At 40.6% G+C, this 19,672-nt stretch carries 30 protein-coding genes; all 30 read right to left on the bottom strand.

Annotated features, from left to right (window positions below; all coding sequences use genetic code 11):
• Positions 1–2: 2 nt before the first annotated feature.
• Complete coding sequence (locus tag DWX96_RS03770; protein ID WP_117469752.1) at positions 3–416, bottom strand: DUF7211 domain-containing protein; 414 nt, start codon at positions 414–416, stop codon at positions 3–5.
• The gene (locus tag DWX96_RS03775; RefSeq protein WP_118082936.1) at positions 413–952 is read right to left on the bottom strand and encodes a phage head-tail connector protein; all 540 of its coding nucleotides are present in this window, start codon (positions 950–952) and stop codon (positions 413–415) included. The genes DWX96_RS03770 and DWX96_RS03775 overlap by 4 nt, the downstream gene beginning before the upstream one ends.
• Positions 953–966: 14 nt before the next feature.
• Positions 967–1,185, bottom strand: coding sequence for an SH3 domain-containing protein (locus DWX96_RS03780; RefSeq protein ID WP_117469754.1), 219 nt, complete (start codon positions 1,183–1,185; stop codon positions 967–969).
• An 11-nt stretch (positions 1,186–1,196) separates the two neighbouring features.
• Complete coding sequence (locus DWX96_RS03785; RefSeq protein ID WP_330416226.1) at positions 1,197–1,544, bottom strand: hypothetical protein; 348 nt, start codon at positions 1,542–1,544, stop codon at positions 1,197–1,199.
• A 58-nt stretch (positions 1,545–1,602) separates the two neighbouring features.
• Positions 1,603–1,935 carry a hypothetical protein gene (locus tag DWX96_RS03790; RefSeq protein WP_319021197.1) on the bottom strand — a complete coding sequence of 111 codons (333 nt, stop codon included), beginning with the start codon at positions 1,933–1,935 and terminating at the stop codon, positions 1,603–1,605.
• A gap of 334 nt (positions 1,936–2,269) precedes the next feature.
• Positions 2,270–2,536 (bottom strand): hypothetical protein, encoded by a 267-nt coding sequence (locus tag DWX96_RS03795; protein WP_015544759.1) that lies wholly within the window; start codon positions 2,534–2,536, stop codon positions 2,270–2,272.
• A gap of 10 nt (positions 2,537–2,546) precedes the next feature.
• Positions 2,547–5,303, bottom strand: a complete 2,757-nt coding sequence (locus DWX96_RS03800) for a helix-turn-helix transcriptional regulator (RefSeq protein ID WP_118082937.1) — start codon at positions 5,301–5,303, stop codon at positions 2,547–2,549.
• Positions 5,304–5,306: 3 nt separating this feature from the next.
• Complete coding sequence (locus tag DWX96_RS03805; RefSeq protein WP_117469756.1) at positions 5,307–5,864, bottom strand: DUF2800 domain-containing protein; 558 nt, start codon at positions 5,862–5,864, stop codon at positions 5,307–5,309.
• Entirely contained in the window at positions 5,836–6,126 is a 291-nt protein-coding gene (locus DWX96_RS03810) for a hypothetical protein (protein ID WP_006776126.1), read from the bottom strand. The genes DWX96_RS03805 and DWX96_RS03810 overlap by 29 nt, the downstream gene beginning before the upstream one ends.
• Before the next feature lie 299 nt (positions 6,127–6,425).
• Positions 6,426–7,001 (bottom strand): PASTA domain-containing protein, encoded by a 576-nt coding sequence (locus DWX96_RS03815; RefSeq protein ID WP_242988725.1) that lies wholly within the window; start codon positions 6,999–7,001, stop codon positions 6,426–6,428.
• 252 nt (positions 7,002–7,253) lie between these two features.
• Complete coding sequence (locus DWX96_RS03820) at positions 7,254–7,442, bottom strand: hypothetical protein (RefSeq protein WP_117469758.1); 189 nt, start codon at positions 7,440–7,442, stop codon at positions 7,254–7,256.
• Complete coding sequence (locus DWX96_RS03825; RefSeq protein WP_117469759.1) at positions 7,439–7,717, bottom strand: hypothetical protein; 279 nt, start codon at positions 7,715–7,717, stop codon at positions 7,439–7,441. Before DWX96_RS03825 ends, DWX96_RS03820 begins: the two co-directional genes overlap by 4 nt.
• A 355-nt stretch (positions 7,718–8,072) precedes the next feature.
• Positions 8,073–8,327 (bottom strand): hypothetical protein, encoded by a 255-nt coding sequence (locus DWX96_RS03830; protein WP_117469760.1) that lies wholly within the window; start codon positions 8,325–8,327, stop codon positions 8,073–8,075.
• Positions 8,328–8,329: 2 nt separating this feature from the next.
• On the bottom strand, positions 8,330–8,560 hold the full coding sequence (locus DWX96_RS03835) for a hypothetical protein (RefSeq protein ID WP_118082939.1): 231 nt from the start codon (positions 8,558–8,560) through the stop codon (positions 8,330–8,332).
• A gap of 5 nt (positions 8,561–8,565) precedes the next feature.
• Positions 8,566–8,778 carry a hypothetical protein gene (locus DWX96_RS03840; RefSeq protein WP_117567483.1) on the bottom strand — a complete coding sequence of 71 codons (213 nt, stop codon included), beginning with the start codon at positions 8,776–8,778 and terminating at the stop codon, positions 8,566–8,568.
• Positions 8,768–8,902, bottom strand: coding sequence for a hypothetical protein (locus DWX96_RS14720; protein ID WP_278286999.1), 135 nt, complete (start codon positions 8,900–8,902; stop codon positions 8,768–8,770). Before DWX96_RS14720 ends, DWX96_RS03840 begins: the two co-directional genes overlap by 11 nt.
• Positions 8,903–9,271, bottom strand: a complete 369-nt coding sequence (locus DWX96_RS03845) for a hypothetical protein (protein ID WP_117469762.1) — start codon at positions 9,269–9,271, stop codon at positions 8,903–8,905.
• 12 nt (positions 9,272–9,283) lie between these two features.
• On the bottom strand, positions 9,284–9,445 hold the full coding sequence (locus DWX96_RS14365; protein WP_199535183.1) for a hypothetical protein: 162 nt from the start codon (positions 9,443–9,445) through the stop codon (positions 9,284–9,286).
• Positions 9,423–9,644: a hypothetical protein gene (locus DWX96_RS03850; RefSeq protein ID WP_118082941.1), complete on the bottom strand. Its 222-nt coding sequence runs from the start codon at positions 9,642–9,644 to the stop codon at positions 9,423–9,425. The genes DWX96_RS14365 and DWX96_RS03850 overlap by 23 nt, the downstream gene beginning before the upstream one ends.
• 4 nt (positions 9,645–9,648) lie before the next feature.
• Positions 9,649–10,518 (bottom strand): hypothetical protein, encoded by an 870-nt coding sequence (locus DWX96_RS03855; protein ID WP_118082943.1) that lies wholly within the window; start codon positions 10,516–10,518, stop codon positions 9,649–9,651.
• A gap of 4 nt (positions 10,519–10,522) precedes the next feature.
• Positions 10,523–11,077 (bottom strand): LemA family protein, encoded by a 555-nt coding sequence (locus DWX96_RS03860; protein WP_117469767.1) that lies wholly within the window; start codon positions 11,075–11,077, stop codon positions 10,523–10,525.
• Positions 11,078–11,080: 3 nt separating this feature from the next.
• Positions 11,081–11,242, bottom strand: a complete 162-nt coding sequence (locus DWX96_RS14370; protein WP_165859972.1) for a hypothetical protein — start codon at positions 11,240–11,242, stop codon at positions 11,081–11,083.
• Between the two features lie 14 nt (positions 11,243–11,256).
• The gene (locus DWX96_RS03865) at positions 11,257–11,808 is read right to left on the bottom strand and encodes a DUF5662 family protein (protein WP_117567469.1); all 552 of its coding nucleotides are present in this window, start codon (positions 11,806–11,808) and stop codon (positions 11,257–11,259) included.
• On the bottom strand, positions 11,805–11,984 hold the full coding sequence (locus tag DWX96_RS03870; protein WP_181968352.1) for a hypothetical protein: 180 nt from the start codon (positions 11,982–11,984) through the stop codon (positions 11,805–11,807). The genes DWX96_RS03865 and DWX96_RS03870 overlap by 4 nt, the downstream gene beginning before the upstream one ends.
• The gene (locus tag DWX96_RS14375; RefSeq protein ID WP_015544764.1) at positions 11,974–12,138 is read right to left on the bottom strand and encodes a hypothetical protein; all 165 of its coding nucleotides are present in this window, start codon (positions 12,136–12,138) and stop codon (positions 11,974–11,976) included. Before DWX96_RS14375 ends, DWX96_RS03870 begins: the two co-directional genes overlap by 11 nt.
• A gap of 178 nt (positions 12,139–12,316) precedes the next feature.
• Positions 12,317–13,570 carry a DEAD/DEAH box helicase family protein gene (locus DWX96_RS03875; protein WP_118082945.1) on the bottom strand — a complete coding sequence of 418 codons (1,254 nt, stop codon included), beginning with the start codon at positions 13,568–13,570 and terminating at the stop codon, positions 12,317–12,319.
• Entirely contained in the window at positions 13,570–13,863 is a 294-nt protein-coding gene (locus tag DWX96_RS03880; protein WP_117567466.1) for an L-tyrosine decarboxylase, read from the bottom strand. The genes DWX96_RS03875 and DWX96_RS03880 overlap by 1 nt, the downstream gene beginning before the upstream one ends.
• On the bottom strand, positions 13,860–14,762 hold the full coding sequence (locus DWX96_RS03885) for an N-6 DNA methylase (RefSeq protein WP_118082947.1): 903 nt from the start codon (positions 14,760–14,762) through the stop codon (positions 13,860–13,862). The genes DWX96_RS03880 and DWX96_RS03885 overlap by 4 nt, the downstream gene beginning before the upstream one ends.
• Positions 14,763–14,824: 62 nt before the next feature.
• Positions 14,825–15,301, bottom strand: a complete 477-nt coding sequence (locus DWX96_RS03890) for a hypothetical protein (RefSeq protein WP_117469771.1) — start codon at positions 15,299–15,301, stop codon at positions 14,825–14,827.
• A 23-nt stretch (positions 15,302–15,324) separates the two neighbouring features.
• Positions 15,325–19,671: a DUF5906 domain-containing protein gene (locus DWX96_RS03895; RefSeq protein ID WP_118082949.1), complete on the bottom strand. Its 4,347-nt coding sequence runs from the start codon at positions 19,669–19,671 to the stop codon at positions 15,325–15,327.
• Position 19,672: the final 1 nt, after the last annotated feature.

Consider the following 19,672-nt stretch of genomic DNA (forward strand, 5'->3'; position numbering starts at 1 on the left):
TCCTACTTCTTCTTATTCGGGTTTGCAGCAATGTACTGTGCAGCCTCTTTAAGATTGAATTCCTTTGTCATTGCAGTCTTGACGGCATAAGTCATTGCTCCGGCCGCAGCCATAGTCAACGCTTTCTTTCCTGACGCAGAAAGAATTTCTGACACATACTTTCTGCCAGGTGCGATGTCATCTTCTGTAAGATTCTTAAACTCGCGTTCTAATTTAAGTCTCTCAATTCTTTTCTTCAGATCGGAATCGGACATTGTTCGCCGATTCTTAACAGCAACCTTACGTGCTGCTACCTCATTCTTATCGTCTGAGGGCTTGGAAGAGTGTCCACTGGCTCTGGCAAGCTGTGCCTCCGATCTTCGAACTCCCCATTTCATTCCAAGAATTCCATGGTGTGCTAAATAGGCGTTATTCATTTTGAATCTCCCTCCTTTGCGATGTAACTGGTAACACCTCCACTGGCATTGGATGTCTGATAATACGGGACTTCATGAATCACAAGGTCTTCACTAAGCACTTTTCCAGACGTATCCAAAGTTTGAGTCCGATGCGCCTTTGGTGTAACTTCATATGATCCGGAATAATGCTCAGGCTCATCTGGATCGGTGTCATCGTTTTCCGCAGCAACATTTAGACGCCATTCGTATTCACTGATTTGTGTTTTATAACACTCCAGCACGGCTGAACTAAGCGGCGGATCGAAAAGAAGTTTGACCTTCAAATGCATATAAGATTTGACAAGCATGTATTTGGATTCATTGGAAATGAAATCTTTCCATGTTGCGCTCTTATCTTCGATCATGAAACCTTTGGATGGGCCGACACCAAGCTGTGTAAGAATCGAGAACACAGAATTGATGTGCATGATCAAATCCGCATCGAAATGTTCATACTCCTCTGCGATTCCGAGTAATTTCTTGATTGATGTCAGTACACTATCTGTAATATTCATGATCGCACCTCCATCTAACAGAGTTTTATAAACTCGCTCATACAATACCCGCTGATACCGTCCCCAGTCTTTACTTTATAAAAACCGGAAACAGACTCATCGTCGCATACCTTCACAACTGTATCCGAGCCGATGATCCCTAATGATCTGGATGCCTGCGTCGGGTCTTTGCGAATGTTTAAATTCATACAATTTACCACAACACCCATAAGTGGCTTCTTGTTTCCTTCCATAATTTTCCCTCCTAATGCCTCCATGGGCATGTATCATTTTTTCGTCGTTCATTTGGAACTGTTAAAAGTAGTTTTTCATCTCCATAATGTATGGCATTGTGGGTCGATAGAGTTGTTGCGATTAGATACTCTGGATTCAGAACCAAATCAGTCCGCAACAGTATGTCCTGCTGCCTTATTGGGTTCATATGATGAATAAGAATCTTTCCACGAATCTCGTAACCATCCAATCCAAGATCACATCCATTATCACGAATAATAATTTTTCTCCGAATGTCCTTCCATTCTTGAGAATTGTAAAATATCTGATTAAGGTATCTATCAAATCCGAATGTCTCTTCGCCAACTACTCCATCCAAACGAAGATACTCGTATCGTTCCTTAAAAGTTGGAAGCTGCAAGAGTTCTGAATAGCATCTAAGCATCATCCACCTCATCTCCATGACCGCTATAACCACGAAATGCTTTTAATGCATCCGCATACAGCTTCTCAGAATTTTCAATAGATTTTAGATTCTGGGTCTTCGCCTCTATCAGTTCCTTCTGTTTTTCCAAAATCTCTTTTTCGATTCTTTCTTTCGTCGAACCGAGCTTCAAATAATGAGTAATCACCTGCGACGAAGCGGTTCCCTCTCGTAACTGCTTTTCAGCCAAGTCAACAGCCAATGAAACAAGCTGATTCTCTCTTGCTTCTGGCGTTAATGCTGGACGCATCATCCTAGAAGACTCGGATTGCTTTGCTTTCCTCAAAGTTGATGCCTCCTTCCATTTAGTTGTTCGTTACTTCCGTAAAGGTTTTCACATACTTTTCCAGTATTTAAAAGAGCCTACAAATCATGACAATGCTACTCAACGAAAGGAGAACTAACTTTGAGCCGATCCCACAGAAACCGTCGTCAAATATCATGAGTTATAGACCCTTGTAAACACTGGAACAGTTGAAAAGGCTCCCTAAAAATACCCTCCGGGGAAATTTTAAAGACCGCCGCGATATGGGTGGGGGTATGTTTTTTAGACACCCCCCTATACCCCTTTTAATCATGTACTGGCGGTTTCGGCTTTTAATATGCCGATGAAATCATTTTTAAGAAGCTTTTTCTTTATGTTCATTTGTTTCCGATTTACTTGTAACCTTTCGATAGATGTTCTGGAAATCATAACGGATTATCTCATCAATAGCTCGCTCTACTTCCTTGTTGTTCTCTTCATCCGATAACTGATCCGATGTTCGAGCGATTCGACCAAGGTAAGCAGTTGTGTGATAACCTTTTTCTTCATCGAACATGAACCATTGAGTGAACTGTTCAAACGGATCATAAGGATTATCAAAAGTTGTAAGCGCAAATCTCATCTTACTTAGTTCACTCCTTTCCATTCAAATACTTAGAAACTGTTGAAGAAGAAACCCCAAGAGCTTCCGCAATCTCTGAAGTGCTGTAGCCAGATGCGCTAAGTGCAGCGATACGATTCTGTTTAGCTGTACTCAGAGCAGTGCTTGCACGAGGCGTTGCTCTCTGACGAATAGTATCCGTATTCGTGTTATTCAGAATTTGTGTAAGCTTATTCTCAGAAATTGCTCCGGCCTGGATGGCTTCCCATTCTTTATCCGTAATTTCGATGTTGGATCTCTTAGCTCCTACAGAACTTCTTGCCTGTGCTAGAGCCTGCTGACTTGCCTTCTTAACTTCAGCTTTTGTCATGTCTGGATTGTCTTTTCTCTTAGCCGCAACGGTAGCGTTCGCCATTGTCTGAGCCTGTCTCTCCCTAGGAGCATTCGCTAAAGCTAAATCAAGCTTAGCATTTAAAGACTTTACTTCTTCAGAATAAGTTGCCTTAGCAGAAGCAGAGTAAGCAATTTTGCCTGTACTCATCATCTCCCTACGAGCCTGGTTAGCTAAAGACTTCATAGAATTCGCATAGTCGGCATAAGCTTCTTCCTGGGGGGTACCTGAAGAAAGAGTACGGGCGTCTTTTGTTTCAGCCATCTTTGTACTCTTCTGAGTTCTCACCTGAATTTTTCCATTCTTATCGACATACTCTTCCTTAACAGACTTGTATGACAGCGATCCATCTTCGTTGATTGTCGGAGAGCCTTTTCTCTTAAGAACCTGTGTCTCAGATTTTGCTCTTGAAATTAGAGTAGATGCTCCTTCATGGTAACGACCTTCTGAATCTACATTTCCCTGATACTTCTTCTTAAGAGAAGCGATACCATTGTCGATTTCACTCTGCTTATAATCCAGTTTGTGTTTCTCAGCATCGATTACTACCATACTGTGACGAACCGCTCTCGCTAATTCATCCTGTGTGGCTCCCTTCAAAGTCATATCAGTAATCAGATTCGATACTTTACCCATTTCTGTCTGAGTATTTCTCATAATCTTATACTCTTTACCATTACGATAATAATGGTCTACGCCATCAGCATCTTTCTTAACAGTTCCACCATAAGCATCCTTGGTATCGAAACCTTCCAAACCTTTTAATGGAGAAGTGGAAGTAATCTTTACCTTACTCTTTGTGGAGTTACAAGGAATTACCATTACGGTATCACCATCAAAGTCCGCTCCTGATAAACGGTCTGCATTCTTCTTATTGATACCGATTGCATCCGCCGGTGTATTTCCGAGAACGCTCTTTCCTTCAGCCAATTTATTGTTGACCTTCAGAATAGGAATCTCAAAAGTTCCACCATGCGGGTATCGAATCAAAGCAACTGTTTCTCCATCTTTGTAGTTTGGAGCATACACCTCATTGTCTTTGATTGTTGTTAATGGGAGAATTACCTGATACTTCTGACGAGGTAACGCCGCTGCCTGCAAATGTACGGCGGCCGCATCGCAATCGTCAGCAAATGATTTTAACAGAGCCTTCTTTACAGTGGGGTTTGTTAATGAACAGATTTCATCATATTCTGCCTGCTTATCAGCTTTTGCCAAACCTAACTGCTTTTTGATAAGTGTCAAACTCTGCTTAGAAAGAAACTGTGACGGAAGTGTCTTACTCCATTCACCCCAATCGCCTTCTTCTGCTCTCTTATTGATCAGAGAAAGAGACTGTTTTTTTCCGGTTACAGGATCTGTATACTTACCCTTTGGATCATCGTAATAGCTCTGACCTCCATGCTCCTTAATCAGGGAACCAAACGGATTATCTGGATCATCCTTAATTTTCTTAAGAACATCTTTTGTAGGAGTGCCAGACTTTTTATTAGTGTTGAAAATCACATCAACGCCATCCGGCATATTATCAGAGTAAACAGCCATACCTTTAAGGTAGTGAGTTCCGTCAACCATAATACGGACCTGTGCATAATGAGAATCACCTAAAGACAGGTCTTTCACGCCTCTACGGAGTTCAATTACACCATCCTTATCAACGCCACCTTGATCGGCATAGCGGATCTGCAAGCGCTTTGAATCCATGCTGGCCGGATACTCAAAAGATTTTCTGAAAGACTCCCCATTGTCATAGGAGATGTAGTCTCTTACAGAATGGACATTCTCGAAGTCATAAATATCTTTGTGCTCGGTTCCCGGTGGACAAATGACCTTGATATTGGTCTGCTTTCCAGGATTGGTAACCTGTGGAACGCCGCCGCCATAAATCGGATAACCTTCCAATTCCAGCATATAAAGAGCCTGGTTTAGTTTTTCTTTTGACACGCCAAGTTCTCTTTCAACGCCGGTTCCGACATCGATCATTCCCTTTTCTTCAATGAGTTTTCGCAGAACATCCGCAGTGGCCTTAGCCTGGTTCATTCTGTTTTCCGAAGTTTCGTTCAATAAAGAGCGGACAGACGAGTCATTAGCAAATCCCATCTTATCGGCAATTTCATTTAAACTGTAACCTTTTTCACGAAGACTCTTTGCTGTTGCTACCTGAAGAGCACGACGTTCATCTTTAGCGAGGCTCATCTGAGTACGAAGCTGTGTGGTAGTCAAACCCATATTCTTAGCAATGTCTGTTTCGCTCATTCCGGATTTTTTTAATTCCTGAACACGGCTAAGAAAATCTCCACTATGCTGATATGGGTTCTCTCCAGAACCATAAGGGTAACGCCCAGAACGCCGTGGCATACCATAATGCATTAAAATATCTTCCACAATGGAATTCATAGCTTACCCCTCCTGTTCTCTGATTCTTTTAATCACCTTATCAAAAGTAATGATTCTGTCCATGATTGGAACAATATCCTCAGCCGTTGGATTATGGTACAGAATTTCATTGTTCTGATAAATCCGCAATTCCATTTCGATATCCCCTGGCTTCACTTTATATTCCAAACAAAAAAGAGCCGCATATATTTCAAGCTGCTCCATGTGTGCCGGAATCTTTCCGGTCTTCAAATCGTGAATTCTTAAGAAATTATTCCGAAACAAAATTGCATCGGCTGTGCCAAAACAATTATCGGAATAGTAAAGGATCTGCTCCGGCGTCATCTTAAAGCCAATGGCATCGTTCACATACATATTTAATGTCTGCTTCGATTTTGGTAATTTCTGATTGAGCATAATGCACTGCGCCGCAAATGCATGTAATACAGTTCCTTTTTGTGTGGCAAGGAAATTCCGATACGCTTCCGCAACTTTATCCTCACCGTAATTTATCCAGTGATATTTACTGGCACCAAGAAAGGCGTGTTGTCCTTCAAGGTTCGAATGATTGTTGAAGTTCATCCAGTACCTCCTCTTTATTCTCTGGACATATAAACCTCGAAAATGACATCTGATTCATACGGTCCACATAATATTCCTGATTCGGCTGCTTCTTTGCGCCAGCACTTTTTTTACATTCTAAGGAAGCCCATTTGTCTTTGTGTAAAACCAGCAGATCTGGAATTCCCTGAATATAGGTCGGGTCGTTTTTCATCACGATACAACCCGGAAATCTTTCTTTCAGTTCCTTGATCAAATTTGCCTGGAACTTATTTTCCAACATAATGGAGCCTCCTTTCAATTTTCTAAAAACTCAAAAGAGGATGTGGTATTTAATAAAAATGCCTATTTATCCTCTCTCTTCATAAAAGGGCATGTTTTTTTCGCGCGCAAAAAAAGAGCATAAAAAAAAAAGACAGAGACACGATTAAGCATCTCTGTCCAAATATGTAGTTGTCAGCTGTTGTTTCTTAAATATCGGATCAGTATCCAAATCAACCATAATCCACCGGTACACAATGTCAAAACGACATCCAGGATTAACCCTGCTGTGCTACGCTTTTTCTTTCCGCCTTTACTCATCTATTTTTCTCCTTTCTCAGCCTCTATAGCTTTTCGATCTTTCTTAAATATCTTTTCTAAACCGCTTTTTGCAGAATCCATGGTTTCAGAAACACTTTCTTTTAAACGTTCCTTCTTTTCCTGTTTCTCAGCGGCCTTCTGTTCTTTAGCCTCCTGCTTAATACGAACACTATCGTCAAATATCTTTTGGCTCTCCTCGATAACTTCAGCAGTTATGTATCTCAGGCAAACCGTTGTACCGATTTTCACTTTCACACCTTGCTTTGGGTTCGAGTCTATAACTTGAGTATCCTCGTAATCGCGATACTTTGGATCGGCTTCTTTCATACGAAGCTTACTCTTTGAAACTTTCAAGCCACGTTCCGTCAGTAATTCTTCTGCCTGTTCCAAATCTATCGGAAACCCCTTACGATATAATTCTGGAATAATAACTTTCGTATCTATTTTCTCAGTCGGCTTATTCTGAGCATTATCTATTGCTTTTTCAACCAAAGGTGTAACCGCAGTAATCAAACCACCAACAGCTCCGATTGCTCCTATGACACCCGAAATGTTTTTATTTGATTTCGTTCCCATATAATCACCCTTTCCATACTCAAGTAGGAATTTAGGGCAAATAAAAAGTGCGCCCCAATTTGAGAGACGCACCGAAAAAGCGCATCTCTTATTGTTGCCACACAATCTCTTCGCCGTTCAAGGGTACGAGTAAAAGAGAATACACTTTTTACCAAAGTTATTCCCTCGAACGCGATTTCATTATTAGATTGTGTGGCTCTTATAGTATAGCATGAAGCACACAAAATGGAAAGCGGATTCTGTAGCCAGATCCTAGGCTGCAAGCATCTTAGCTCGCTTTGTCATATCATCATAAACCACCTTGGTTCCGTCTGCTAAATATACGACAATGCTCATGTAGTTGTACGGACGATAATCCTGAGCTTCTTTTGATAACCGCGGATACACCGATTTGAAATTATTGAAAATATCTTTCCATGTCACTTTACGCTTTACATTCACGGCAAACCTCCTGCTATTGGATATAATGCTCCAAATGGATATCCACAATACATGCCTCCAGTACCTGAGTAGAAATCTCTAGGAATGGTATAGCCAGACATCAGATCATCCAAAGATAGATATGGCGGATTATCGACCCACAGCCATCCTTGTGACACGAATATTTCACTCTTCATTATCACATATGCGCCCTTCGGAATATCTTTATTCGCTCGCAAGTGATGCGGAAAATGTTCACACAACCAATCCTCGACTAATTTCTTGTCATCTGTCATAAAATCACCTCTTTCTTGCTTCTGGTCAAAAACCCGCTTTTATTCACCTATTACTATATATTTTTAAACTTTCTATCATAATAGTTTAGTATTAAAAGTGGGAAAGTGGGCAGAAAGCCCGCAAACCCGCATAAATACTTGGTTTTTACTGGTCAAATCCGGGTTTTTGAAAGTGGGCAAAACCGGGCAAATGGCCAGAAATTTGACCAAAATTCGTAAATTTTCTCCAAATCGACACCAATTTTTCAGTTCTGGTCAAAAATATCCTGGCTTTGGTCAAATCCTAAAACCCAAAAGTGGGCAGAAAAATGACCTGCTACTACAAAGATTTTTAACCTAGATTAGCTGAAATCAGTCAGAAATTCCGCCTCTGATACGGTAAATTTCGTCTTCCGACCGGCTTATAAGCGTACGTAGACCTCGTAGAATCCGGCAAACGTCTGTGGGATTTACACTTCCAAACGATATGAATTTTCCGCTTCTCTTCACTCTGCTCGATTTGTCCTGAAACAGAATTCAACGCCTCCGCCAATTTTTTCAGTGGTTCCATAGCCTTAACCCAAGCTTCAGATAATGCTGCACATGCTTTCTGTAACTCTTCTACTGTCATAATCATATCTCCTTTACATCATAAACACGACTTAATGATACTTTAGTGATTTTGCCGTCCTTTTGAACCATTGCATAGTTTCCGCTCCAAAATCCAGTCCCGATCTGTAATAATTCATAAATATCGGTATTTAATTTACATTTACTGCAATCATCAACCACATTAAACATTTCCTGAGTTGCAATGCAAGCAGAACAGGTTGAGCGATCAGATCTTACCTTACAGATTTTCATCTCACCTACCTCCAAACCTTTCCCGTTCTCTTATCCTTCAGCACAACTCGTCCCTCGATATGGAAATCTGCCAATTCACAAAGTGAAAACAGAGTGTTCAGTAACTGATGAAACCTCACATCGTCCTTGTCCTGTTCCTGCTCCACGTTCTTAATCGCGTTATAAGCTGTCGGATCATTGTAACCCTCTGCATTTTTTCTGTCATCCTTAGCTGTCATCTCTACCTCCCCATCTCATAGAATCGTCCATCCACATTGCAGCATTCATAACAGATAAAACAATATATCCGCCTAAAACAAGAATAGCTGCCAAAATGATAATTCCTAAAATTAAATATCCCATTTACTTACCCTCCACTTCTTCTAATCGCACTCCACCATATATCCAAAGATCTTCTTTGAGCTTGTCCATGTCTAACTCATCGTTTTGCCACTTTTCATAATATTCGAGAACATGCTCTGTAAACTCCGGAATCCGCTTTGCATATGTCTTCGTCCAATAGTGATCCATCAACACTTCAAGCGGCAGAGTAAGCAGAAGGATCATCGCCTGATTGATAGCATCATTCGTAGCCTCCTGCTTAACTCTATCCAGTTCACCAGATATCTTTTCTCGAACCAGGGCATCTAATTGAGCTCTTGTCAGATTGTATGTAGCGGTCTTAGCTTTCTGCTCGCACTTCTGTGCCCTTCTCCTTTCAGCCCGGCTCATATAGCCGCCTCCTTAATTCATAATGCAATTTTCTCTTGATACAAATAATAAAATGCCCAACATCAAGGTAAATAAAAAGAACGTTGCATCCCATTCAATCGGGATTGTCAACGCTCCAAGTACAATGAATACCATTCCGTATATCTTGTTCTTAATTAAGTCTCTTCTCAACATTGTCTTTCTCCTCTTTTGACTTTGCGATGCCAGCTGCTACAGAATCCATTTTTATCATAGTCCCAGCTTCTCGGAACCGTCCATATGCTCTGGCTGTAGCACAGTGCTCAATACACTTCATAACCCTGTCGATCAGTGCATAGAGGCATACATAGGCAATAAGAAACATAATGATAAGCTGCATAACTGTAAAATTCATAAATTTAATCCTCCGTTTTTCTTTTATAAATATAACCTTTGCTACTATTTCTAACCGCTCCCTGTAAGGCGTTAATTGAATTATCATCCAATCCGCCTGCGTTCATAATCAACTCTGAATACGGAAGTTCTTCAATCCATTCGTTATCGATATAGTAAAAACCAAATACGCATAGTCCGATAACAATTATCCAAATCACCCAGAATAACCATAGTTCCCAATCGCTTTCCAAATAATCAACAGTTTCTTCAATGGTGCTGTTTTCATAAAATGAAGAATTATCAGATATGGTTTTATCCCGTAATTCAGTAAATATGGTTCCTATATATTCCGTATCAACTCCATAATACTTATGCCGGATATGACTTGATTCTTTTATAGTGTCAATATGTTCAGTACTTGGAAACTCTACCTTGTTCGATGGGAAGATGTGTCCTAAAAATGTAATTTCCGAACATCTTTGTTCTTCGCTTCCCGCATAGTCCCAAGACCAATAAGTTTCAGTTTTGGTATGTGTCTTTCCTTTAGAATCGGTTGTAGTGACAGTTCGTGTATGCATATTGTAATGTTCCTCTATTTTTTCTATATACATATACTCCCCGTTAATTTCTGGATATGAAACAGTATCCACAGCCTTCAAATCTCCATAAACGAACGCATAACCAACGTCGGTTCTCATCCCATATTCAAACAGCTCAGAGCTTTCGATTTTAATAGCTTTATTGTACTTTTCGTTCCGATCCAGAATATAGTTTGAAATTCTCCCAGAAATCACAAAACCAATAAGAAGCATCATTGCGATTATGGATATACTTGCCAGAATCTCACGCTTAGTAATTTCAAAATCTCCAAAATCAAAGCCTCTATTTTTCATGGCATCAATCTCCAAATAAATTTTGAGGCGCATCTACAGGAGCACCATAATCAAGGTACTGATACTGCTTCGTTTCATATCCCAAAATATTTAAAAAGAATCTAGTAGGAAATTTTCTAACATAGCGATTGTATTCTTTAATCTGCTTGTTATAATTTTCTCTATATTCGGCGATTAAATTTTCAGTAATGGACAATTCATTCATCAGTTCCTTGTAATTTTCATTGGATTTTAATTCTGGATATGCCTCTGTAACAGCCGTTATTGCAGTGGTTACATTTTCAAGATTGGTTGTTTTTCCTCGACCTTCTACAATAGCCGTAAGAGTTTCTGCCTCATGCTTATCGTACTGCTTAACACAATCAGCCAGATTATATACAAGGTCGACTCTCCTTTTTTCCTGTACCTTGATGTCAGAATCAGCCGTATTGACCTGCTCCTCCATTGCAAACGCTTTGTTTTGTGCTCCCTGTACTCCAAAAATACACATAAAAATAACCGCTATAATTCCAGCGGCCACGATAAGTACCAGTTTCCAATTTTCTTTAATTGCTTTCATATTCTACTCTTCCTCCTTAATAATCCCGATAAATTCCACTCGCTCTTCTGCCAGACTTACGAAATACCTTTTTCCCTTATAATCGACGATGTCACCCTCGTACTTATAGTTCTTGTCCGGCTCCGAAGCATACGCTAAGATGTTTATTTTTGTCGTTCTATTCATAGCTCCTCCAAATATCAAGCTCCAGGTTGCATGGCTGATTGATCCGCATACTGCAATGCCTGAAGTTTTTTCTTCATATTGTCTAAAATATACTCGACTGTGATTTTCGTTGTCTGCGCCAGTTTTATATACTTAGAATGTTCCTCGTACCACTTGAATATCTCATAGAGATTTCCACTCTGCCAACTGAATGACCACCAATCACAAATCATCTCAATGATGTAATCGTATGGCATTTCCAAAACGGTCTCCAGTTCACCGTCTTCCATATCGTCATGGATAAGAACCCAGTGCTGCCAATGATGTGGATTCCGGTGAATGTGAAGTAACCATGCTCTCTGATACCGCTGTACAACTTCATAAGAGCGATTATTTCCATAGAAATATGCATCGTATGCCTCATACTCATCCGGCTCGTTCTTAGACTGATCATGAGCAAATTCCGTATTCCACCCGGCGGTGAGTGTATTTGTCATAAGTCCAGGTAAATTCTCAGAAAGCCAGTCGAACCCTCTTTTCACATTAGCTCGATGTCTGGCTAAATATTGATCGTACTGAAAGCTCACTTTTGACCCTCCTTCTTTTTCGTTGTTATTAACCTTTCATAAAGCTCTCTCGCTTCATCTCCTTGGAAAGCATTGATAATCTCTACAGACTGATTCATCCGTTTTCTTCCCACAACCATTACTCCAGTATCGTTTTTGTTTGAAAAATCAACACTAACTAATATACTATCTACCATTTTCAGCCTCCTTCCAGTAAACAGGTTTATCTGAATTGGCATTCATCGGCTCTGCCAAACAGTCGTTACACGGATCAAATTTTTCTTCGAGATCCTTATGCTCGCAGGTTTTGCAATAGGTTTTGAAATCAACCTCTTTGTAAATATTTTCCATAAGCTATTCCTTTCACATATAGTAGCGGAGCCAGATCGCATACCATACCTGCTCGTATGTACAGTTGGATAATAAGGTTTTAAATTCCTCCTCCGATAGAGACTTTATCCGAAATGACATAACTCGCAAAAATACAATGATGTTCCTAAGGACTTCTATCATCTGTGTCACCTCCGCTTTATGCTGCCATACTAGATGACTGCTCAAATACTATGGGCTTTTTATTGATCCATTTGGTCTCATTAAATGTTTTCTTATCTTTCAATGCTTTGCTGATAGCAAGATCGATACCAGACCGAGATTTCAAATGGTAGTAATACAGATCCGTATATGGCGTATTCATTCTGTCTATTCGACCGGCAGACTGTGCCATGATCTTATACGAATAATTCTGAGAATAGAATATAATCGTGTCCGTCGTAATACAGTTCCATCCTTCAGCCCCAGCATTGTATTGAACTAAATATACCCACGCATCGCTAGTCGGCACTGGCTGATGTTTGTGGCCGTTCCACTCTCCGACTTCATATCCAGAGAATATCTCTTTCAGAAGCTCGAGCTCATAATCGAAATTGTAAAATATAATCGCTTTCGGATGCTTCTCCACAATTTCAAGTAAAGCTATTTGTCTGGACTGATCGGTGTTTACAATTTTTCTCCATACATAGCACAGACCAGCAGCATTGATAATTGGTTCTTTTTTAAACGGGTCCCATCTGGTTTTTCCGACATCTTTATATCTTTCGATATTGTACTTGACATAAATATCCTCGTGATGCGAAACCGTCTGGCGCTTAAAATCCATATTCACCAAGATTTTGTTTCGCAGTCGAATCAATCTTCCAATATTCAAATATCGGTCAATTTTAGGAAATTTGCTGAATCGGCTATAGACTATATGCTCTCTTGTAAATTCGCTTCGGTTTTTATAAAATCCATTAGCCACAAATACTGGAATATAATCCTGCCAGGTATCACCAGGTGTTGCAGATAACAGTATCCACTCATTTACCTTAGCTATTTTCAAGAATGCTTTAACCCATGTTCCAGAGCCTATAACACGCTGCTCATCAAATATAAAGAAAGCGTCCTTAACATCTGCATACTTCTTGATGTTGTTCCAGGAATCAATCACAACCTTATTAGTATACAAGTTCTCTTCTTTATCCGTTGATAATAGAAACGGCGAGAGTTCCTCTTCCCATTCAAAGGTGTCTCGTTTCCTAGCGGTTGTGATTATGTACAAATCCTTAATGTTCACATCGTCCATAGGAACATACTCATCCGTTCCAAGCTCTCCGCCATTTCGAACATAATAGTAGGCCAACGAAGTTCTGGATTTTCCGCTACCAACACCACCACAAAGTATGCAGCCATTTCGCATTCGTCGTACAGCTTCTTCCTGATAGTCCCGTAATTCTACGCCAGCCATCACACACCTTTCGTGATGAATACATCTTCTACCTCGACTTCGTAGCCATCTCCATCCAGATCTGCTTTTGGACCATACAAGAGCATACAGGTTGTGATGGTTTCGTCACTCTGATTCTCTGAACGATAGAACTCATACAGGCAGTCCAGCACTTTTTTGGTGATAGATAATTTACGACAATCGTACACAACTTTGCTTAAATCTGAAACGCCCATGATTTTAGCAACATTGTCATAAAGCTCGCTGATTCCGCATGTACACTGCTCTTTTGAAATAGAATATCTTTTTTTCATTCGTCATCACCCTTTCCAAATAACTTGTTAATCTGACGGAGCATTCTTCTGGTACTCCATACGTCTGAGAAATACATAGGTGTATACCAATAATTTTCATATGAATCGTCCGTAGACATTGGGTCAGTTATCGAGTTACCTATTTTTATAAATCCAGCCAATCCAAGAAGCGAGATTTGGATATAACACATCAGCCCAACAATTTCATCAATGTCCTGTGCAACTACTAAAATATGATTCTGGTAGTTCCTCGGCGGATCACAATGTTCAAGTTGCTTTCGTATTACATGCACACCGGCAATCAAAGTTGCTCCAGCACCGCAGCATGGATCGTTAATTGAGATATAACCATACTGCTCTATCTTTTCTAAAGCATCAGTCGCTACCACTTCGGCCATAAGTTCGCAAACATGATACGGTGTGAAGAATTGACCGGCCGAACGATTTCCAAGATCCAACCGCATAAACATTTTTCCGAGAAAATCCTGCTCCTGGTTCTGATCCAGTGCCATAGTTGTGTACGCTGCTAATTCTGGAAATATAGCTTGCTCTTCTTTTGAATACTGACGAATAATTTTAAGATATCGCTTCTCTCTTTGGTCGTAGTTTTCTTGGTCTAAAACATTCGAGATTGAACACGCATGAAGTAAAATATAATCTCTCCACACATCCCATGCTCGATGTCTGTATGTAAGTTTCTGAAAAGATTTTAAGAATTTATTCTCCCAGTCAATTTTCGATTCAGATTTCGTAGTTACTTCCGGTGGTTTCTCATCCTTCTTTTTCGTTTCACCGAAAGTTGGTTGCCACTTAGGTGGCGGTTCTTTTGCTTTGAATGCTTTAGGTACCGTAGTCTTGATCTGTGGTTTCGACTTCGGTTTTTTCTTATTCCAAAACATAATTTTTCTCCTTTCATAAAGTAAGAGTGCCGGCTTTGACACCGACACCCTCAAAACATGATTTATGCGAACGGCGGCTCCTCTTCATCCGCATATTTCTCAGCAAACACATCCTCTTCAATCGTGACATACATGGTCTTCAGATATGCCTTGATACCGGATTTTCCGTTTACTTCCCACTTTGACGGGCTGATGACCAGATCAACATTTCTGATCTCAGCATAGTCAAGAGAAGATACAGACTCCTCATCCAGCTTTGTTTTAGCTCTTCTGGTAACCATATATACATTCGGCGGAATATTATCGAACCGAACAGCTACCTGAATATAGTGAAGAGGCGCTTCATCCTCGTCTCTCGGCGGAAGGATTCTCACATTCCATCCATCTTCGCCGAGTTTCTGTGCCTGGTCTGCATCCGGGATCACAACGCAGAAATTACGGTTGCCAGCTCTATTGTACTTAGTCTCCTCTCCTCTGAAATTTCTGAACATAATACGAGCATTTTCAATAATCAGCTCATTTACATTTGCTCTTGCCATGATTAAATTCTCCTTTATTTTTTTTAATTTTCCGGTGGATTCATTGCGTTCTTCATCACAATATCTGAAATATCATAATCAAGGTCACAGTCCATATGGAAGTTATCTTTGTTGAAATGCGGACAGTCGAAGCATGTCCGATATTTATCCTCTCCGCACGGCATCGCCCATGGAACAACACAATCAACATCAGCGTCATTTGCACCAAGCTCTGGAATATACGGATCATCAGACACGAACCACTCGAAGTCACCGTACTGCGAAATAGTTTTTACAGCCTCGTCAACCAGCTTGTCGTAGTAGGATCGGTCAATGCCATCTTCTTTGCCAAGTTCTTTGACCATTTCTGATTCCATCCAACGATAACCTTTGGAACCCGTTGCAGCATAGTAACGACCGTCTTTTTCTCTCATCAGAAGTCCAGCCCCATATCCATCTTTCATCGGACAGAACTGACCAACCTTTCCGATAAAGTGATAGTCGTGTCCTTTTTCGATCAATGGTGTAAGCTTCTGACATGTTGTTTCAAAAGTTGTGTCGGATAAGAGTCCTTTCTTATAGTCGCTCTCTGCCTTACTGAATTCTTTTTCTTCCTTACTGACATCTGGTAACCCCTCATTCAGATCCAAATATAAAGAGCTGCTCACAGATTTGGTCTCGCACATATCTTCAAATGCGATTTCTTCTCTGCTAAACAGCTTCTTAAATACATATGGAATCTGGAACTGAGTACCTGTCGCAGTCCATTTTCCGCCTTTCTTTTTGTTGTCTTCAGGTATGTAACCATACATCTTCTGGCATTCTTCTGCTGATTTGTACTTTGCGATATATACGGCATCGTTGACCAAACACATACGATCGTATGTAGCCTCGTGTTCAAATGTGTATCCATATCTCTCGCCAAAATCCATAACAAACTGAATAATCTCCGGCGTTGCATCCGGGATCTTAATAGAGTCTGTCTTAATATGAGCAACCTGGAATCCACGCTTCAGAACCTCGTTCTTAAGATCGATCATGAATAATGCTCCACGTTTTGCCACGATGTTATCGATGTTTCTTGGATCACGGAACGGATTATCAAAGGACGCAGATGTAAGACCATATACTGAATTGATAGCCGTCTTAAGTGCGTTAGCGAGATCCTTTGATGTCATTTCACCGTCGATAACTCTCTGAATATACGGAGTAAGCTTGCCATCCAGCATGGTATTAACAATATCCCAAGCCTCATGCTTAATGCTTACACGACCCTCAACAATATCGCGGAACGCCTTCGTAAATCTCGGTCCAAACAGGACCTCAGCAATAGCACTATGCGGATGCATTGATGAAATATCCAGAAGTGCTGCATTTCCATACATTCCAGGAACGCCCTGAGCAAATCCGCCCTCGCCCACTTCTTCTCCACGATATGTGGATTTTCCATGGTCAAATACATACCCAGGAAAATATGGAAGAATGCTGTGAGTTTCGAATGGAACCTCATCCTCATCATTGTACTTCCAACCATAGTGAGGTTCTTCCATCATCTTAGGGCAGGCTTCCTTAAGGAAGTCCATACTCTCTTTATCCAGCGACTCTACCGGCTCTGCCAGATTTCTGTAATGGAATTCTGACTGTGGTTTCCGGTTGGTTCCAAATATAATTCTGGTTGTAAGAGAGTTTGTAGTATCATTAACAGTCATCTCTGCTAAATCTGCCAGAATCTGTCGTGCTGTCCAGTCAGCCTCAAGATAATTAAAGGCCGCCTCAGTAGCAATAACATCGTTATCACAATACTCAGCGACCTTAATCCAAAGCTCTTCCGGAACCGGTTGGTCCCATGGAAGACCAAGCTCCTGGTGATGCGTTCCAGCTTTGATGACTCTTATTTTTTCATCGGAGAATCCTTTTTTCTTAAGATCATCATCGGTAAGGTTTCCCATCTCGATTTCCAATTTCTTAAGACTCTTCTTATTACTAGCCGAAGCGAAATCGTACACATCCGTATAGGATACGTTATATGCCTCTCCAAAGAAACAGTTTGGACTTCCGTTAATGATTTTCTGCGAAAGGTTATAGAGCTGTTCGTTTGTATAACCCATTAACCTTGCATACAGAATATGGTTATCATATCTCCGACAGTTGAAGCCAACCAGTCTGAACCGCATCAGCTCCTCGATCTCACTCGGAGACGGGTTGATCATTCTTACAACAGGCTTTCCCTCGCCCTCTATTTTCCAGTTTACAAGGAATAAGTTTGGAAAAACCTCAATATCATAGAATACCAGCTTTGCGTCATCATTTTTAACCGCTGTGGACGGATCTGCGGATTTAAACTGCATTTTGTTGACCAACTTAATACAGTAATCTGCCTGATGAGTGCTATTCGCTGCAAATGCTAATACTGCATTGCGCATGTCTGTGACGTCGTACTTCAAATCGCTTCCATACGCATCTTCCAGTATCTTGTAGATAAAATCGATACTGGGCTTAGTTCCCGGATGTATCTCTTTATTAAGATTCCGTTTAATCAGTGTTCTAAGCCCTTTCTCGCTCTTAATCGCTTCAAAATTTACCATTTTTTGTTCTCCTTTCAGCGGTAAACCGGAGCTAATTGTTGCGATAGGCAAATGGTTACACTTTGACAGCATACGCCGCAAAGAGCTTTTGCCCGTGAACACCTTAACTTCAACATGGTCGTCATACACTCTGCTAAGCTGTGTCGGATCGCCGGTATAAATATAATGAAGATGTATACCTTGTCCAGATTTACTAAGCTCAGCATAGGTCGGAGGCCACTTGCTTGCTTCTGCTAAATTCTTTTCAAATGACTTGTTTCCAGATTCGTCTGGAATATCAAAGTCAATCACAATATGATTCTCCGGAACTTTCACATAATGAAGTTTTTTCGTATCAATTCCAGATAATTTCGTGCGGACAGAATCCCATTTTTTCTGAGGTGTTTCGTTTTCCGAAGCATACTGTGCAGGGCATTCCGAACACACATCATCAAATATAGATTCAGTGCTATCGAATTGGATCAGTGCCGGTTTGACTACTTCCGCCTTTTCCTCTACAGTTTCTTCTTCAAATTTTTCTGTTCTGAACCCGATGTAATAACTTCTAACGCGAGTTCCATCATCAAGATTGAAGCGTTCCTGAAAATCATGAAAATAGTTTTTAAGTTCCTCTTTGAATACCCTCTGTGAAAACGGGAACCCAACTTTGGCGTCGTCACAGTAGGTTTTGTACATCTCCCATGCGGCTTTCAGAGTTGTCCCGTTTTCTTTCTTAAATACATGGTACGAATCGATAATGAAGTTATAGAAATCATTAGATGCACCAAGCATCGTAATCGGAATATAATCGTCATAACGACCAGGATTGTTCGAATATACCTCCTGGCAGTGGTAAGCGATAGCTCCCAACTCAAATTCCACTTGCTTCACAATCGTTTTGTACTCTTTTGGATTCAGCTTATTTCCAGATGGCGATACATCGATCAATCGTCGAATCAGACCGGACTTTGCATCCGTAATCTTGACCGGCTTATTTGTTCCCATAAACAGGAAACATTTGAACCGGTTTGAGTACGTAGACTTGAATTTTTCGTTCACAGTCATCAGCTCATGAGATACCAAGCTGTTCAATCTGGTATTATCCTCAATTCTCGATAAATCGCCATCGTGCTGAATGGCAACCAGAGGGTTTGTTTTAAATGCTTCCAATGCAAATGAATTGCTGGAAGATCCAAGTGCTTTTGCGTCAAATACAGAATAGTATCCGTCGAAAAGCTGCTGAATAATGTTAAGAACTGTGGATTTACCTGTTCCAGCAGCTCCGTATAAAACCATAAATTTTTGCAGTTTTTTGGATTCTCCAGATACGATTGACCCTATAGCCCACTCAATTTTTGTCCGCTCTTCTTCCGAATATAAAGTAGACATCAATTTCTCATAGGCAGACAAATCGCCAGCTTCAAGCGGATAATTCAACTTTTTGCTGGCATAGTCTTTTTTATTAGTTTCTGTATTGGAAAATATAAGTTTGTCATCCAACGTATGAAAGCTGTCCCTCATCTGCTTCTGACAATACTTATGCCATGAGTCGATCATACCCGACTCGGCATCCCACATATGCAGGACTTTAATATCGGAGTTAAAACGCTGGCGGTTCTCCTCAGCATATCTATCCAGTTCGCGGTCAATGAGCTGCAAGGCATCTTGCTCGTCCGTAGACCATAAACCACGTTCCTCAATCCAGATAGCATAGAAATCACCACCTCGAATCATTAGATCGGTGCTTTTTTTAATAATGAACTTTGGATAGATTTCTATTACTCCACGTTTCGTTGAACGTGTTGAAATCACCATAAAGTCGATCATC

The sequence above is a fragment of the Roseburia sp. AF22-2LB genome (assembly GCF_003461125.1).
Lineage (GTDB): Bacteria > Bacillota > Clostridia > Lachnospirales > Lachnospiraceae > Roseburia_C > Roseburia_C amylophila.

What these genes read in the sequence shown, in the direction of transcription:
- DWX96_RS03870 (WP_181968352.1), bottom strand. Translation starts at nt 11,984, where the DNA reads ATGGTAGATAGTATATTAGTTAGTGTTGATTTTTCAAACAAAAACGAT.
- DWX96_RS03825 (WP_117469759.1), bottom strand. Translation starts at nt 7,717, where the DNA reads ATGACAGATGACAAGAAATTAGTCGAGGATTGGTTGTGTGAACATTTT.
- DWX96_RS03810 (WP_006776126.1), bottom strand. Translation starts at nt 6,126, where the DNA reads ATGTTGGAAAATAAGTTCCAGGCAAATTTGATCAAGGAACTGAAAGAA.
- DWX96_RS03885 (WP_118082947.1), bottom strand. Translation starts at nt 14,762, where the DNA reads ATGTTTTGGAATAAGAAAAAACCGAAGTCGAAACCACAGATCAAGACT.
- DWX96_RS03850 (WP_118082941.1), bottom strand. Translation starts at nt 9,644, where the DNA reads ATGAATTTTACAGTTATGCAGCTTATCATTATGTTTCTTATTGCCTAT.
- DWX96_RS03890 (WP_117469771.1), bottom strand. Translation starts at nt 15,301, where the DNA reads ATGGCAAGAGCAAATGTAAATGAGCTGATTATTGAAAATGCTCGTATT.
- DWX96_RS03800 (WP_118082937.1), bottom strand. Translation starts at nt 5,303, where the DNA reads ATGAATTCCATTGTGGAAGATATTTTAATGCATTATGGTATGCCACGG.
- DWX96_RS03860 (WP_117469767.1), bottom strand. Translation starts at nt 11,077, where the DNA reads ATGAAAGCAATTAAAGAAAATTGGAAACTGGTACTTATCGTGGCCGCT.
- DWX96_RS03880 (WP_117567466.1), bottom strand. Translation starts at nt 13,863, where the DNA reads ATGAAAAAAAGATATTCTATTTCAAAAGAGCAGTGTACATGCGGAATC.
- DWX96_RS14370 (WP_165859972.1), bottom strand. Translation starts at nt 11,242, where the DNA reads ATGAATAGAACGACAAAAATAAACATCTTAGCGTATGCTTCGGAGCCG.
- DWX96_RS03835 (WP_118082939.1), bottom strand. Translation starts at nt 8,560, where the DNA reads ATGAAAATCTGTAAGGTAAGATCTGATCGCTCAACCTGTTCTGCTTGC.
- DWX96_RS03875 (WP_118082945.1), bottom strand. Translation starts at nt 13,570, where the DNA reads ATGGCTGGCGTAGAATTACGGGACTATCAGGAAGAAGCTGTACGACGA.
- DWX96_RS03815 (WP_242988725.1), bottom strand. Translation starts at nt 7,001, where the DNA reads ATGGGAACGAAATCAAATAAAAACATTTCGGGTGTCATAGGAGCAATC.
- DWX96_RS03840 (WP_117567483.1), bottom strand. Translation starts at nt 8,778, where the DNA reads ATGACAGCTAAGGATGACAGAAAAAATGCAGAGGGTTACAATGATCCG.
- DWX96_RS14375 (WP_015544764.1), bottom strand. Translation starts at nt 12,138, where the DNA reads ATGGAAAATATTTACAAAGAGGTTGATTTCAAAACCTATTGCAAAACC.
- DWX96_RS03895 (WP_118082949.1), bottom strand. Translation starts at nt 19,671, where the DNA reads ATGATCGACTTTATGGTGATTTCAACACGTTCAACGAAACGTGGAGTA.
- DWX96_RS03775 (WP_118082936.1), bottom strand. Translation starts at nt 952, where the DNA reads ATGAATATTACAGATAGTGTACTGACATCAATCAAGAAATTACTCGGA.
- DWX96_RS03845 (WP_117469762.1), bottom strand. Translation starts at nt 9,271, where the DNA reads ATGAGCCGGGCTGAAAGGAGAAGGGCACAGAAGTGCGAGCAGAAAGCT.
- DWX96_RS14720 (WP_278286999.1), bottom strand. Translation starts at nt 8,902, where the DNA reads ATGGGATATTTAATTTTAGGAATTATCATTTTGGCAGCTATTCTTGTT.
- DWX96_RS14365 (WP_199535183.1), bottom strand. Translation starts at nt 9,445, where the DNA reads ATGTTGAGAAGAGACTTAATTAAGAACAAGATATACGGAATGGTATTC.
- DWX96_RS03780 (WP_117469754.1), bottom strand. Translation starts at nt 1,185, where the DNA reads ATGGAAGGAAACAAGAAGCCACTTATGGGTGTTGTGGTAAATTGTATG.
- DWX96_RS03770 (WP_117469752.1), bottom strand. Translation starts at nt 416, where the DNA reads ATGAATAACGCCTATTTAGCACACCATGGAATTCTTGGAATGAAATGG.
- DWX96_RS03830 (WP_117469760.1), bottom strand. Translation starts at nt 8,327, where the DNA reads ATGACAGTAGAAGAGTTACAGAAAGCATGTGCAGCATTATCTGAAGCT.
- DWX96_RS03795 (WP_015544759.1), bottom strand. Translation starts at nt 2,536, where the DNA reads ATGAGATTTGCGCTTACAACTTTTGATAATCCTTATGATCCGTTTGAA.
- DWX96_RS03855 (WP_118082943.1), bottom strand. Translation starts at nt 10,518, where the DNA reads ATGAAAAATAGAGGCTTTGATTTTGGAGATTTTGAAATTACTAAGCGT.
- DWX96_RS03805 (WP_117469756.1), bottom strand. Translation starts at nt 5,864, where the DNA reads ATGAACTTCAACAATCATTCGAACCTTGAAGGACAACACGCCTTTCTT.